The sequence below is a fragment of the Nevskia sp. genome, assembly GCF_023266035.1.
Lineage (GTDB): Bacteria > Pseudomonadota > Gammaproteobacteria > Nevskiales > Nevskiaceae > Nevskia.
Genome location: NZ_JAHFRY010000115.1, coordinates 1 through 15104 on the forward strand (window position 1 = coordinate 1; position 15104 = coordinate 15104).

The 15104-nt window shown below is 63.1% G+C and carries 11 protein-coding genes; 6 read left to right on the plus strand and 5 right to left on the minus strand.

Features of this window, described 5'->3' with window-relative positions:
• Positions 1 to 124 precede the first annotated feature (124 nt).
• Complete coding sequence (uvrB, locus tag Q0D45_RS16370) at positions 125 to 2206, minus strand: excinuclease ABC subunit UvrB (protein ID WP_366946477.1); 2082 nt, start codon at positions 2204 to 2206, stop codon at positions 125 to 127.
• Between the two features lie 60 nt (positions 2207 to 2266).
• Positions 2267 to 3148, minus strand: a complete 882-nt coding sequence (locus Q0D45_RS16375) for an EamA family transporter (protein WP_293395113.1) — start codon at positions 3146 to 3148, stop codon at positions 2267 to 2269.
• Between the two features lie 259 nt (positions 3149 to 3407).
• Between Q0D45_RS16375 and Q0D45_RS16380 the strand changes: the two genes are divergently transcribed.
• Positions 3408 to 3899 carry a response regulator gene (locus tag Q0D45_RS16380; RefSeq protein WP_366946479.1) on the plus strand — a complete coding sequence of 164 codons (492 nt, stop codon included), beginning with the start codon at positions 3408 to 3410 and terminating at the stop codon, positions 3897 to 3899.
• A gap of 22 nt (positions 3900 to 3921) precedes the next feature.
• Positions 3922 to 5121, plus strand: coding sequence for an ATP-binding protein (locus Q0D45_RS16385; RefSeq protein WP_293395117.1), 1200 nt, complete (start codon positions 3922 to 3924; stop codon positions 5119 to 5121).
• A 4-nt stretch (positions 5122 to 5125) separates the two neighbouring features.
• On the opposite strand, the gene Q0D45_RS16390 is transcribed toward Q0D45_RS16385, so the two are convergent.
• The 3 genes from Q0D45_RS16390 to Q0D45_RS16400 are packed head-to-tail and all read right to left on the minus strand — an operon-like array spanning position 5126 to position 8557.
• Entirely contained in the window at positions 5126 to 5908 is a 783-nt protein-coding gene (locus tag Q0D45_RS16390; RefSeq protein WP_293395120.1) for a ribonuclease T2, read from the minus strand.
• A complete protein-coding gene (gene ppsA, locus Q0D45_RS16395) occupies positions 5818 to 8190 on the minus strand; it encodes a phosphoenolpyruvate synthase (protein WP_293395123.1) in 2373 nt (790 codons plus the stop codon). The genes Q0D45_RS16390 and ppsA overlap by 91 nt, the downstream gene beginning before the upstream one ends.
• Positions 8191 to 8236: 46 nt before the next feature.
• Positions 8237 to 8557: a multidrug efflux SMR transporter gene (locus Q0D45_RS16400; protein WP_022975481.1), complete on the minus strand. Its 321-nt coding sequence runs from the start codon at positions 8555 to 8557 to the stop codon at positions 8237 to 8239.
• Positions 8558 to 8596: 39 nt separating this feature from the next.
• Between Q0D45_RS16400 and Q0D45_RS16405 the strand changes: the two genes are divergently transcribed.
• The 4 genes from Q0D45_RS16405 to Q0D45_RS16420 form a co-directional block, all read left to right on the plus strand.
• Positions 8597 to 9418 (plus strand): pyruvate, water dikinase regulatory protein, encoded by an 822-nt coding sequence (locus tag Q0D45_RS16405; RefSeq protein ID WP_293395128.1) that lies wholly within the window; start codon positions 8597 to 8599, stop codon positions 9416 to 9418.
• Positions 9419 to 9500: 82 nt separating this feature from the next.
• Entirely contained in the window at positions 9501 to 11192 is a 1692-nt protein-coding gene (locus Q0D45_RS16410; RefSeq protein WP_293395130.1) for an alkaline phosphatase D family protein, read from the plus strand.
• Between the two features lie 210 nt (positions 11193 to 11402).
• A complete protein-coding gene (locus Q0D45_RS16415; RefSeq protein ID WP_293395133.1) occupies positions 11403 to 14210 on the plus strand; it encodes a TonB-dependent receptor in 2808 nt (935 codons plus the stop codon).
• A gap of 394 nt (positions 14211 to 14604) precedes the next feature.
• Positions 14605 to 15104, plus strand: a 500-nt coding sequence (locus Q0D45_RS16420) for a metallophosphoesterase (RefSeq protein ID WP_293395138.1), incomplete at its 3' end; no start/stop codon positions are given.

The following is a 15104-nucleotide window of genomic DNA, read 5'->3' on the forward strand; positions in this document are numbered from 1 at the left end:
GACCCCCACCATGTCAAGGTGGTGCTCTAACCAGCTGAGCTACGCGCCTGCGTAGTCCGCAATTATAGGAGCACGTAGGCAGACGTTGCAAGCATATTCGCGACCAAGTTGAGACTGACCGGGTTCAGCCAGAACGGGCGCCAAGCGCGGTCTCGCGGAGCCGCCGGAGTTCGTCGCGTTTCTTCGCGGCCAGTTCGAATTCCAGGTTCTGCGCCGCTTCGCGCATTTCCTTTTCGAGCTTGGCGATGATCTTCGCGAGTTTCTCCGGCGCCATCCGCGCGTAATCGGTGCCTTTCTCGGCAACGCGACGCGACGGCGTCGTGTCATTCGCTTCGTAGCCCATCTTCATTACATCGTTGATGCGCTTGGCGATGCTGGTGGGCGTGATGCCGTTGGCCAGGTTGTGGGCAATCTGCTTGTCGCGACGGCGATCGGTTTCGTCGAGCGCTACCCGCATCGAGTTGGTGATCACGTCGGCGTACAGGATCGCCTTGCCGTTCAGGTTGCGGGCGGCGCGGCCGATGGTCTGGATCAGCGAACGAGACGAACGCAAGAAGCCTTCCTTGTCGGCATCGAGAATCGCGACCAGCGACACCTCGGGCAGATCAAGGCCTTCGCGTAACAGGTTGATGCCGACCAGCACATCGAACACGCCGATACGCAGGTCGCGGAGAATTTCGGCGCGCTCGACGGTTTCGATATCCGAATGCAGGTAGCGCACCTTCACGCCGTGCTCATTCAGATAGTCGGTCAAGTCTTCCGACATCCGCTTGGTCAGGGTGGTGATCAGCACACGGTCACCTTGAGCCACGCGGATCCGAATCTCGCCGAGCACGTCATCAACCTGCGACGCGGCGGGGCGAACTTCGACTTCCGGATCGATCAGGCCGGTCGGGCGCACCACCTGATCGATGATCGCGTCGCCTGACAACTTCATCTCGTAAGGGCCGGGTGTTGCCGAGACATAAATCGTCTGCGGCACCAGGCGCTCGAACTCCTCGAACTTCAGCGGCCGGTTGTCGAGCGCGCTCGGCAGTCTGAAGCCGTAGGCGACCAGGGTTTCCTTGCGGGCGCGGTCGCCCTTGTACATGCCGCCGATCTGCGGAACGGTGACGTGGCTTTCGTCGATGACGACCAGCGCGTCCGGCGGCAAATAATCAAGCAGGCAGGGCGGCGGCTCGCCCGGTTCGCGGCCGGTCAGATAGCGCGAGTAGTTCTCGATGCCGTTGCAGTAGCCGATCTCCTGGATCATCTCGAGATCGAAACTGGTGCGCTGTTCGATGCGCTGCGCTTCGAGCAGCTTGCCGTTATCGGCGAAGTACTTGATCCGCTCCTGAAGCTCGTCTTTGATCGCGCCGCTCATCGCCATCGTCCGCTCTTTCGGCGTCACGTAATGGCTCTTCGCGTAGACCGTGGCCCGCGGTACGCGTCGGCGGATTTCGCCGGTCAGTGGATCGAAGTAGCTGATGCCGTCGACTTCGTCGTCGAACAGTTCGACTCGCACTGCTTCCTCGTCCGATTCCGCCGGATGGATGTCGATGATCTCGCCGCGGACCCGATAAGTGCCGCGCGCCAGCGCCACGTCGTTACGCGTGTACTGCATTTCAGTGAGGCGGCGGATGATCTCGCGCTGGCCGAGCTTGTCGCCCTTGACCAGGTGCAGAACCATATTGAAGTAGGCCTCGGGATTGCCGAGGCCGTAGATCGCCGACACCGACGCGACGATGATCGCGTCCTTTCGTTCCATCAGCGCCTTGGTCGCACTCAGTCGCATCTGCTCGATGTGCTCGTTGATCGCCGAATCCTTCTCGATGAAGGTGTCGGACGACGGCACATAGGCTTCCGGCTGGTAGTAGTCGTAATAGCTGACGAAATACTCGACCGCGTTGTCGGGAAAGAACTCCTTGAACTCGCCGTACAGCTGGCCAGCCAGAGTCTTGTTCGGCGCCAGGATCATCGTTGGCCGCTGGGTGCGCTGGATGACGTTGGCGATCGTGAAGGTCTTGCCCGAGCCGGTGACGCCGAGCAGGGTCTGATGCGCCAGACCATCCTCCAGGTTCTCCACCAGCTTCTCGATCGCTTGCGGCTGATCGCCGCTGGGCGCCCAGTCGGCCTTCAGCTTGAAACCGCCATCGATACGGCGCTTGAGCCGGACCAGCTTGTCGGAGACGTGTTCGACGATGAGGTCGGACTTGTGATTGGACATGGTGCGGAAACCGCGAAAGGGGACCGCCCAGAGTACCCGTCCGCGACCGCCGGGGCTATCTCAGACTTCCGTCGGCGCGTCGATGCGACGCCGGCTGCGGCCAGGCAGCAAGGTCAGCAGACAGGAGCCGATCACCAGCGCGATGCCCGCCAGCGACCACAGATCCGGCGTTTCACCCCACAGCGCCCAGCCGAGCGCGCCGGCGAAGATCACCGCGGTGTAGGTGAACGGTCCGATGAACGCCGCCGGTGCCGAACCATAGGCACGGGTCAGCAACAATTGGCCGCCAGTCGCGAACGCACCGACGCCAAGCAGCCATAACCAGGCCGGTGCCGTCGGCGTCCGCCAGGTCCAGTGCAGCGGCGTGGCGGTGATGACGGTCGACATCAACAGAAAATAGAACACGATCCGCGACGCCGGCTCGGTGTTGCTGATCCGGCGGATGCCGATCATCGCGGCAGCGGCACTGACGCCGGACAGCGCACCGATCAGCGCCGCCGAGCTGGTCAGTTCGGTGGTGCCTGGCTTGACGATCAAGGCGATGCCGGCGAGGCCGATCAGGGCAGCGGGCAGGGCGGAATTCGGCGGCCGTTCGCCGAGCCAGAGCCAGCCGATGAAGGGCGCGAACAGCGGCATCGTGTAGGTCAGCAGTACCGCTTCCGCGAGCGGCAGATGGCTGAGCGCATGGAAATAGCCGTACATCGAGACGATGCCGAATGCCGAGCGCCAGACATGGCCGTCGATGCGCTTCGTACGCCAGGCCTGTCGGCCGCCGCGAATCAGCCAGGGCAGCATCAGCATCAGCCCGAACAAGGCGCGGAAGAACACGATCATCGTGCTCGGCACGGTGGCCGAGGCGCCTTTCACACAAGTGGCGCCCACCGCCATCGCCGCCGCCGCAGCGACCGCGAACACAGCACCTCGGCGCAGATCATCAGCCATGGAAAGCAGTGGAAAAAGCGAAGCGCGGCAGTCTAGCGACTCCGCCAGCGCTCCGTGAATGCGAGGTCCGCCGTCTGTCCGCAGGCTGGCGCCATCGGTATGAAATTTTTCCGCGATCCGGTTGCGGCCCGTAGATTGATGGCTCGTTCCAACCCGGGCTTCTGCCCGCTGCCCCGACCATGCCGAATTACGCCGCCAGTTTTGCCGCATCCCGCGCGGTCCAGGCCTGCCGCTGCTCGTCTCGGGGAATCGCGTGCTGATCCAGAACGCCGGCAACGCTGGCTCGCCGACTGCGGGCAGCGTGCGGGCGCCGGTCATCCTGCTGGTCGAGGACAGCGTTGCCGATGTGCGCTTGATGCAGGAAGTGCTGCGCGAAACTGGCCTGCCGCACGAGCTGATGATTGCCGGCGATGGCGAGCGGGCACTGCGGGCTATTCGTGGCGAAGGCGAATACGCCGGCTGCAAGTCGCCGGATCTGGTGCTGCTCGATCTCAATCTGCCGGGCATGGATGGTCGCGAAGTGCTGCGTACGATCAAGGGCGATCCGGCCTTGCGCCGCACGCCAGTGCTGGTGCTGTCGACCTCGACGGCCGAAAGCGATATCGCCGCCAGCTACGACGCCCACGCCAACTGCTATCTGTCGAAGCCGGTCGACCTCGGCGATTTCTTTCGGCTGGCCGAAGCACTGCGTGACTTCTGGCTGCGGCTGGTGGTGCTGCCGCCGCGCCGCTCGCCGGGCGACGACAAGTGAGCCGCGCAGGACTCCCTGAATCATGAGCTTGAACTTCCTTCCCGGCTTGTCGAGTGGCCTGCTGCCGCACGGCGTCTGCTTCCAGTTGCGGCCGGACCTGATCTGGCTGCATGTGGCTTCGGACACGGTCATCGCGATTGCCTACCTGATGATTCCGGCGGCGCTGCTGTGGTTCATCACGCGTCGTCCCGCACCGCTGTCGTTCGGCTGGGCGATTGCGCTGTTCGCCGCATTCATCGTGTTGTGCGGCATCAGCCACATCCTCGACATCGTCACCATCTGGCAGCCGATCTATTACTTGCAGGGCATCGAGAAAGGGCTGACCGCTGCGGTGTCGCTGGCCACTGCGGTCGCGATCATTCCGCTGGTGCCGAGGCTGCTGTCAATGCGCTCGCCGGAAGAACTGGCCGAAGCGAACCAGCGGCTGCTCGAAGAAATCGCCTCGCGCGAGCTGGCCGAGGAAGAACTGCGCCGCTCGCTCACCGATCTGAACCGCGCGGTTAAGGAACTCGAGCAGTTCGCCTACATCACCTCGCACGATCTGCAGGCGCCGCTGCGGACCATCTCAGGGTTTTCGCAGTTGCTCAGCCTGCGTCATCGTGACCAGCTGCAGGGCGATGCGGTCGAGTTTCTCGACTACATCGACAAGGGCGCGCGACAGATGCAGCTATTGATCAAGGATCTGCTGTCGCTGTCCCGTGTCGGCCGTGCCGATGCCGCATCGATCACGCGCCGGCCGTTGGCCGACACCATCACCGAAGCGCTGAAAAGCCTGAAGGCCGAGATCGACCGCAGCAGTGCCGATATCGCCTTCGGCGCCTTGCCCGAGATCGAAGCCAATCACGGTCTGCTGGTGCAGCTGCTGCAGAACCTGATCGGCAACGCGATCAAATTCCAGAGGCCTGACACGCGGCCGAGCATCCGCATCTCGATCGAGCGCGACGGCGATCACTGGCTGCTCAGCGTGGCCGATAACGGCATCGGCATTCCGGCCGATCAGCTCGACAACGTGTTCGCCATCTTCCGGCGCCTGCACGGCGCGGAGACTTACGAAGGCACCGGCATCGGCCTGGCGATCTGCCGCAAGATCGCCGCCTATCACGGCGGTGATATCACCGCGACCTCGGACGACAGCGGCACGCAGTTCCATCTGCGTCTGCCGGTGACCATTGCCGAGCAGCGGCTGCTGCCTGCCGAACAGCATGAGCCAGTGCCGGCTTGATCGATCAACGAGCGCTGACCCGAACCGGCCTCAGCAGCACGCTCGAGCCGCAGTGGTTGCGTTGATCGGAACTGCAGGCGCGCGGCTTCAGTTCGCGATCGAGACAGATTCGTACTTCCTGCAGATAACTGCCCGAGCATTGCAGGATCAGCGCTTTCTTCGGCATCGCCGGATTGGCTGTCAGAAAATCGCGGCGCAGTTCAGTGGTAGCAACGTTCAAGGCGCTGCGCACCCGCTGATAGCGGGCCGGAATGTTGATCGAGTGATAAACCTGCTCGACCAGCGAAAAATAGGCATCTGCTCTGAAGCCGCTGCAGGTGCCGTGTCGGCGCCATTCGTGAATGATCAGGCCGCGATTCGGCATCAGCGGCAGCATCCGCTCGATCGTCGCATCGGGCACCCGTTCCCTGGAGGGACAATCCGAAGGCCAGCCGTGCTCGTCCTGCGGCCATAAGCCGTGAACGACGAAGGCATACGGGCGGGCGCACTGCATTTCGTCGTCGCGGTGGGATTTCGCGCAGTACTCCGGCGACCACGACAGGCTCAGCACGTAGTAATCAAAGCGGCCGGGTGTGCTGTCAGCCTGCGTGACGGTGACCGTTGCCAACAGCATTAAAGCCGCCAGCAACAGGCCACGCAAACATCCGCCGCGCGTCATCGCCAACGACTGCAGCGCGGCGATAGGACAGTCCTCGCCTAGGCTTTCTGACCCGCCAGGAATAGCCAGGTTTCGACCACCGTATCCGGGTTCAAACTCATCGATTCGATGCCCTGCTCGAGCAGCCACATGGCGAGATCGGGATGATCGCTCGGTCCCTGGCCGCAGATGCCGACGTACTTGTTGGCCCGTTTGCAGGCGCTAATCGCCATGCTCAGCATCTTCTTGACCGCCGGATCGCGTTCGTCGAAACCCGCCGCTACCAGGCCGGAATCGCGATCCAGGCCCAGGGTCAGCTGGGTCATGTCGTTGGAACCGATCGAGAAGCCGTCGAAGTATTCGAGGAACTCGTCGGCCATCACGGCGTTCGACGGCAGCTCGCACATCATGATCAGCTTCAGGCCGTTGTCGCCGCGCGCCATGCCGTTGGCGGCGAGGATGTCGGAGACGCCCTTGGCCTCAGCCAGGGTGCGCACGAACGGCACCATGACCTGGACATTGGTCAGGCCCATCTCGTCGCGCACGTACTTCAGCGCCTTGCATTCGAGATCGAAGCAGGGACGGAAGTCCTTCGAGATGTAGCGCGAGGCGCCGCGGAAGCCGAGCATCGGATTCTCTTCGTGCGGCTCGTAGCGCGAACCGGCGACGAGGTTGGCGTACTCGTTCGACTTGAAGTCGGACAGGCGCACGATCACCGGCTCCGGCGCGAACGCCGCAGCGATCATCGCGATGCCTTCGGCCATGCGCATCCAGAAGTAATCGACCGCCGACGGGTACGCGGAAATCATCTGATCGATGATCCGGCGCACGTCGGCCGGCTGCTTGTCGAGTTCCAGCAGCGCCTGCGGATGGATGCCGATCTGGCGATTGACGATGAATTCCAGACGGGCAAGGCCGACGCCCTTGTGCGGCAGCGATGCGAAGTCGAACGCCTGCTCCGGCGTGCCGACATTCATCATGATCTTGACCGGAATCTCCGGCATCTTGTCGAGCTCGATCTCGTCGATCGCGTAGTCGACATGGCCGGCGTAGACGAATCCAGTATCCCCTTCGGCGCAGCTGACGGTCACTTCAGTGCCGTCCTTCAGCACCGAAGTGGCGTTGCCGGTGCCGACGACGGCCGGAATGCCGAGTTCGCGGGCGATGATCGCCGCGTGGCAGGTACGGCCGCCGCGATTGGTGACGATCGCGCTGGCGCGCTTCATCACCGGCTCCCAATCGGGATCGGTCATGTCGGTGACCAGCACGTCGCCCGGCTGCACGCGCTCCATCTGGTCGATCGAATTCAGGAAGCGGACGCGGCCGGCGCCGATCTTCTGGCCGATGGCGCGACCTTCGATCAGCACCTTGCCCTTCGATTTCAGCTTATAGCGGCGCAGACGGCTGCCACCGGCACGCGACTGCACCGTTTCCGGGCGCGCCTGCAGGATGTATAGCTTGCCGTCGGTACCATCGAGGCCCCATTCGATGTCCATCGGCCGCTGGTAGTGCTTCTCGATGATCATCGCCTGGGCGGCGAGATCGGTGATCTGCGCGTCGGTCAGCGAGAACTTGCGGCGATCGGCGTCGGCGACGCTGGTGAACTCGACAGCCTTGCCACCCGCCGGGTCGGCATAGACCATCTTCTTGGCCTTTTCGCCAAGGCCGCGCTTCAGGATCGCCGGGCGCTTGGCGGCCAGCGAAGGCTTGTAGACGTAGAACTCGTCCGGATTCACCGCGCCCTGGACCACGGCTTCGCCGAGGCCGTAGCTGGAAGTGATGAACACGGCATCGCGAAAGCCGGATTCGGTGTCCATCGTGAACATCACGCCGGACGAGCCGACATCCGAGCGGACCATGCGCTGCACGCCGGCGGACAGGGCGACCTTCGAGTGATCGAAGTTCTTGTGCACGCGGTAGGCAATGGCGCGGTCGTTGAACAGAGACGCGAATACTTCCTTCATCTTCGCCAGCACGTCGTCGATGCCGCGGACGTTGAGGAAGGTTTCCTGCTGGCCGGCGAACGAGGCGTCGGGCAGATCTTCGGCGGTGGCCGACGACCGCACGGCGACCGAAATCTCGACGCCGGCTTCGGCCAGCAACCGGTCATAGGCAGTGCGGATCTCGGCTTCCAGCGCCGCCGGAAATGGCGCCTGCATCACGGCTTCGCGGATCGCCTTGCCGACCTTGGCGAGCTTGACCACGTCGTCGACATCCAGCGCATCGAGCTGGGCGTTGATGCGGTCGGCCAGGCCTTCATAGGCAAGGAATTCCCGATAGGCCTCGGCCGTCGTCGCGAAGCCATCCGGCACCGAAACACCAAGTTTGGTCAGGTGCTGAATCATCTCGCCTAGCGAGGAATTCTTGCCGCCGACTAACTCGACATCGTGCATGCCCAGCTGTTTGAACCAGAGTACCGTCGGGGTCGCCATTTACCGGAATTCCTGCTGAATGAGGGAGGGATGACTGCTGTTGGGCTCAGGATACCAACTTAAGCCCGATGATCGAGGCGATCAGCAGGCATAGAAAGAATATCTGCAGGCCGGTCAGGGTGTCGTGAAAGAACCAGACGCCCACCACGGCTGTACCGGCCGCGCCGATGCCGGTCCACACTGCATAAGCCGTGCCGAGCGAGATGGTACGCATCGCCAGGTTCAGCAGGAAAAAGCTGGCCAGCGCGAAAGCGGTGAAAACGAGGATATATTTCGGCCGCTCGAGCGAGAAACCGTTCGACATCTTCAGGGCGGTCGTGAAACCGATTTCCAGCAGGCCGGCAAAAACGAGATAAAACCAGGACATGGCAAGGAATGGGGATTCGGGTAGAAGGGGCGCTTACGCGTGACCGATAGTGCGCAACGCATCGTGTTCTTCGTGTCGGACGGCACCGGCATCACTGCCGAAACGCTCGGCGGGACGCTGCTGACGCAGTTCGAAGGCGTCGAGTTCAAGAAAATCACGCTGCCGTTCATCAATTCGACCGAGAAGGCTCGTGTGACCGTGGACTATATCAATCACGTGTCGGCCACGGAAATCCGGCGGCCGATTGTGTTCAGCACCACGGTCAATGACGAGGTGCGCGCGATCATCCGCACTGCCAGCGCGCTGTTCCTCGATCTGTTTGATACCTACATCGCGCCGGTCGAGGCAGAGCTGGGTATCAAATCCAGTCACGCCCAGGGCCGCGCTCACGGCATGAGCGATCACGGCCGCTACAACGCGCGCATCGAGGCGATGAATTTCTCGATGGAGCACGACGACGGCCAGAGCGTTCGCGACCTGGTCAGGGCCGACGTGATCCTGATCGCGCCGTCGCGCTGCGGCAAGACGCCGACCACCCTGTACCTGGCGCTGCAGCACGCGGTGTTCGCGACCAATTTTCCGCTGACCGAGGACGATCTCGAAAGCCAGAAGCTGCCGAAGGCGCTGCGCGGTTTCCAGGCCAAGCTGTTTGGCCTGAGCTCCGATCCCGAACGTCTGCAGCAGGTGCGCAGCGAGCGCCGGCCCGGTTCGAAGTACGCCTCGCTGGCCCAGTGCGCCTACGAACTGCGGCAGGCCGAGCAGCTCTATCGCCGCAACAACATCCCGCATCTGAACTCCGCGAACATGTCGATCGAGGAGATCGCGGCGATGGTGATGCAGGAGAAGGGGCTGCGCCGCTAACGGGATCCGCCTGCGTCATCCCGTTGTCACTGCCGGGCCGAACAATCAGGGGCTACAGCCACCAGATTGAGAGCGGGCAGCCATGGGTCAGCAACGTCGTCGCAAGCCGAAGCGCGCGGGATTGGATCGCCGCAACTTCCTGAAGTCTGCCGCCGCCGGCCTGGCGGTCAGCACGCTGCCGCTGCTGTCGGAGCAGGGCAATGTCGCCGTCGCGGCGACCACTTTGTCGTTCGTGCACGGCGTTGCCAGCGGCGATCCGCTGAAGGATCGGGTGATCCTGTGGACCCGGGTGACCACGCCGAATGCCGGGCCGGTCACCGTCAGCTATCTGGTCGCCACCGATCCTGCGCTGAACATCATCGTGCAGACCGGTGCCCTGATCACCGATGCCAGCCGCGACTACACGGTGAAGATCGACGCTGCCGGCCTGGAGGCCGGCCGCACGTATTACTACCGCTTCAACGTCGGCACGGTGCTGTCGCCGATCGGCCGGACCAGGACGCTGCCGGTGGGCAATGTCGACCGCCTGCGAATCGCCGTCGCTTCCTGCTCCAGCCTGGCCCACGGCTACTTCAACGCCTACGCGCGGATTGCCGAGCGCGCCGATCTCGATTTCGTCATTCATCTCGGCGATTACATCTACGAGTACGGCAATGGCGATTACGGCAATGCGCGCAGCTACGAACCGGCGCATGAAATCCTGACGCTGGCCGATTACCGCAGCCGTCACGGCCAGTACAAGCGCGAGCCGGAATTGCAGGCCTTGCATCGGCAGCATCCGATCATCGCGATCTGGGACGATCACGAGTTCGCCAACAATGCCTGGGCCGGCGGTGCCGAAAATCATCAGCCGGATACCGAGGGCGACTGGGCCACGCGTGTCGCCAACGCGCTGCAGGCCTATTACGAATGGATGCCGACCCGGGTGCCGGACGCCAACGATCTGCGCCGCAACAACCGCTCGTTCTCGATCGGCAATCTGGCCGATCTGCACCTGCTCGAAGAACGGGTCGGTGCCCGCGACGAACAGCTGACGCCGCAGATCGGGCTGCTGCCCGAAGCCGGCCTCGGCGTATTCCTGCAGACCGGTCCGTTCACCGATCCGAATCGCCAGTTGCTCGGCCTGGCGCAGGAAGACTGGTTGATCACCAGCCTGCGCCGCGCGCCGCAGAACAAATGGAAGCTGATCGGCCAGGGCGTGATGTTCGCGCAGCTGAAAGTCCTGGGCCTGCCGAACGCGAGCAAGCTCAGCCAGTATCTGAACGTCGATCAGTGGGACGGCTACAGTCCGCGTCGCGATCGCATCTTCGAGACTCTGGCGGGTGATCGGAACAACGATCCGGTCGACAACGTCGTGGTGCTGACCGGCGACATCCATTGCTCTTGGGCGGCCGACCTGACGCCGGACCCGAACAAGCTGCTCGGCGGTCGTTTCGGCGGCTACAACGCGCTGACGGGTCTTGGCTCGCTGGCCGTTGAATTTGTCTGCACCTCGATCACCTCGCCGGGGCTCGACAGCCTGCAGGCACTGGTGCCGGTGCTGCGCACCAACAACCCGCACTTCAAGTACATCAACCTGAATCAGCGCGGTTACATGCTGCTCGACATCACGCCGCAACGAGTCAGCAACGAGTGGTGGTACGTCGACACCATCGACAAGCGTTCGCGCGGCCAGAGCTTTGCGACGGCGCTGCAGACCAGCCGCGGCGAGAACCATCTGCGACGCGGAACACAGAGCGTGCCGAAGACCAATCCGCCTGCGTTTGCGCCGTAGCCGCTATCGAAGGTCGCCGAGTCTGCGCACCAATGGCCGAATAACGTCGAGCAAAAGTCAATTTATCGGATGGCATCAGTCAAAAATCGACATCATTCAGCCGTTTAACGAATCCGTCATCCCTCGTCCCTAGGGTGCGCTCGACAACAGGCATCGACCGGCGCTCAGCCGGTGATGACCCGAGCGCAGTTTTCTTTCACGGGGATGTTCATGACGGGCAAGGGCTTCGTGCCATCGGTGGCGCGACGGGGACTGGTTGCGGCGTTTCTGCTCAGCGGCGCGGCGGAAGCCGAAGGCACCATCAGCGGCCGGGTCAGCGTGGCGGGTGGTGCCGGCACGTCCTTGCAGGGCACGATCATCCGCATCCAGGAACTGGGCCGCGAAGCCTCGGCCGATCGCGATGGCCGCTATCAGTTCAGCGGCGTGCCGGCCGGAAGCTACAAGCTCAGCGCGCAGTACCTCGGTGCCAACGAAGTGATCGAGTCGATCAGCGTGGCCAACGACACCGACACCGCCAAGGACTTCGTGCTCGGTGATGCCTCGGTCAAGCTCAAGCAGGTGCTGGTGGTCGGTCAGCTCGCCGGCCAGGCTGGTGCACTGAATCGCCAGCGCGCGGCGGACAACATCAAGACCGTCGTCGATTTCGACGCCATCAACCAGTACCCGGACCAGAACGTCGCCGAGTCCCTGCAGCGGTTGCCGGGCTTGTCGGTGGCGCGCGATCAGGGCGAAGGCCGCTTCGTGGTCATTCGCGGGCTAGATCCGGCGCTGAACGCGGCGACCGTCAACGGCGTTCGTGTCGGCGCGCCGCAGAACGACACACGTGCGGTGAATCTCGATGTCATTGCCACCGATCTGCTCGAAGGCCTCGAAGTCACCAAGACCTTGACGCCGGACCTCGATGGCGACGGCATCGGCGGCAACATTGAGATCAAGACCGCCACCGCCTTCGATCGCGGCAACAGCTTCAGCCTGCGCAGCGAAGGCAGCTACAACGATCAGCGCGAGATCATCAGTCCGCGCCTCGCGGCCACGGCGACGCGCTTGCTGTCGCTGGCGGGCAAGAACGATTTCGGTGTTTCCGGCGGCGTCAGCTATTTCCGCCGCCGCTTCGGTTCCGACAATGTCGAGACCGCCGGCTTCCCGTTCCTCGAAGCGCCGGACGGCAGCGAAGTGCCGGGTCTGGAAGAAGGCGAGCAGCGCGATTACACGATCACCCGCGAACGCCTGTCGACGACGCTGAATTTCGACTGGCGGCCGAGCACCGACCACCAGTTCTATCTGCGCACCCTGTATTCGAGCTTCGAGGACGACGAAGTCCAGCAGACCACGCTGTACGCCTTCGATCAGGGCGAGGTTTCCGCGCTCGACGACAACGGCGGCCAGTTCCTCGGTGCCGAAGTGCAGAAGGAGGCCAGCGCACGCATCGAAACGCAGCGCATCTTCACGGCCGCGCTGGGTGCCAAGCACCACTTCGGGCCCTGGCATCTCGATTACGTCGCCGCTCAGAGCGTGTCGAACGAAAAGAACCCGAACAGCCAGACCAATCTGTTCGTCGGCGAAGGTTTCGATCTCGGCTATTCGCTGAACAGCCGCCGCAAACCGCTGCTGTTCGGGCTCGATGGCGCGGTGCTCGATGCCGATAACTACGCGCTCGACCAGATCGAATTCGAATCGACCAAAACCGAAGAACGCGAAACCAGCTTCGCGCTGAACCTGAAGCGCGATCTGAGCTTCGGCGGCTATCCGGGCCATGTGCAGATCGGCGGCAAGGCACGCATCCGCAAGAAGACCAACGAGGGTGAACTGAGCCTGTACGACGGTTTCGGGGACGACGATGTGCTGCTGTCCGCGTACGCGAACAACGGCATCCGCTATCCGCTCGGCAACTTCGGGCCGGGTGTCGATACCGCGCGTTTGCGCTCGTTCTTCAACGCCGGCCGCGATGGCTTCGAGGTCGATGCTGCCGAGTCGGCCATTGGTTCGCGCGGTGGGGATTACCGCATCGACGAAGACATCTACGCCGGTTATGCGCTGGCGGCAGTCGATATCGATGCGCTGCGCGTGCTCGGTGGCGTGCGTGTCGAGCACACCGATTACCAGGCATTCGGTACTCAGGTGACGATCGACGAAGTCGACGGTGATGGCGCCCCGAGCTTTGCGCCATTCACCGGCGAGCGCCAGTACACCAACGTGCTGCCGAGCCTGCATTTCCGCTATCGCTTCTCGAAGCGCCTGCTCGGCCGTCTGGCCTACACCCAGGCACTGGCGCGACCGGGCTACGAGGATGCGGCACCCCGTCTGTCGGTCGAAGTGACCGACGACGATGGCGAGATCGAACGAGTCGCCGAAGCCGGCAACCCGGATCTGAAGCCGCTCCGTGCGCAGAACGTCGATCTGGCCTTCGAGTACTACCCGGGCGGCGTCGGCGTGGTTTCGGCCGGCGCGTTCTACAAGCGGATCAAGAATTTCATCGTCATTGCCGATGTTGCCGGCAGCCCCGGCTTCGAGGCCTTCGACGAAGTGTTCCAGGCGGTCAATGGCAACACGGCTGAGGTCTATGGCCTCGAACTCGGCTACACGCAGTCGTTGCGTTTCCTGCCATCACCGTTCGATGGCCTGCTGGTGTCGGTCAACGCGACCTTCGTCGACAGCCAGGCGCGACTGCCATTCCGCGACGAGAAAGTGTCACTGCCGCGGCAGTCGGATCGGATCGGCAACCTGGCACTCGGCTATGAGAAATATGGCTTCAGCGCCCGCCTCTCGGCGACCTATCGCAGCGCCTACCTGGATTCTTTCGAGGAACTCGACGATCCGCGTTTCGATCGCAGCGCGGCCTGCAATCTGCAGCTCGATTTCACCACCAGCTATCAGCTCACCGATTACGCGCGCGTCTACGTCAATCTGATCAATCTGAATGACCAGCCGTTCTATGCCTACCTTGGCTCGAAGCGCTACAACTCGCAGTACGAGGAGTACGGCTTCACCGGCGAACTGGGCATCAAGCTGAACTTCTGAAGCATCCACCTTCTGCATTGACCATGAACCGTTTTCGCTCTGCCGCGCTTGCGCTGGCCGCCATCGTGTCCGCGTCCGTCGTTGCCGGCCCGATCACGCCGCCCACTTCGCCGGTGACGCCGGTCAAGGACGCGTTGCATTTCCTGGTCATCGGCGACTGGGGACGTCATGGCGAGGACGGCCAGAGTGATACCGCCGGCCGGTTGGCGGCGGCGGCGCGGAAGGTCGATCCCGCGTTCGTGATTTCGGTCGGCGACAACTTCTATCCGAACGGCGTTGCCAGCGTCGACGATCCTGCCTGGCAGGCTTCGTTCGAGGACGTCTACACCGATCACGCGCTGCACACCGACTGGTACGTGGCAATCACGACTATCGCGGCAATCCGCAGGCCCAGATCGATTACAGCAAGCGCAGCCGGCGCTGGCACATGCCGTCGCGCTACTTCACCAAGACCTTCGAAGCCGGCGAGGGCTCGGGCACCCATGCGCAGTTCTTCTTCATCGACACTTCGCCGTTCATCGAGGACTACCAGCGGCAGCCGGACAAGTACGCCGTCGAGGATCAGGACGTTGCCCGGCAGCTGCGCTGGCTCGAAGCCGAGCTGAAGAAATCGACCGCACGCTGGAAGATCGTCGTCGGTCACCACCCGGTGTATACGGTCGGCAAGCGCAAGAAGGAAGCCGGTGGCGGCATCCAGAAAGAACTGGAAGCGACGCTTGTGCCCTTGCTCGAGAAGTATCACGTGCAGGCCTACATGGCCGGACACGAGCACGATCTGCAGTTGATCCGCCGCCCCGGCGGCACGGTCACCCATCTGGTTTCCGGCGCCGGTTCGGAAGTGCGCCCACTCGGCGCGCCGGACAAGGATGATGGCCGCCTGTTTGCGGCTTCCAC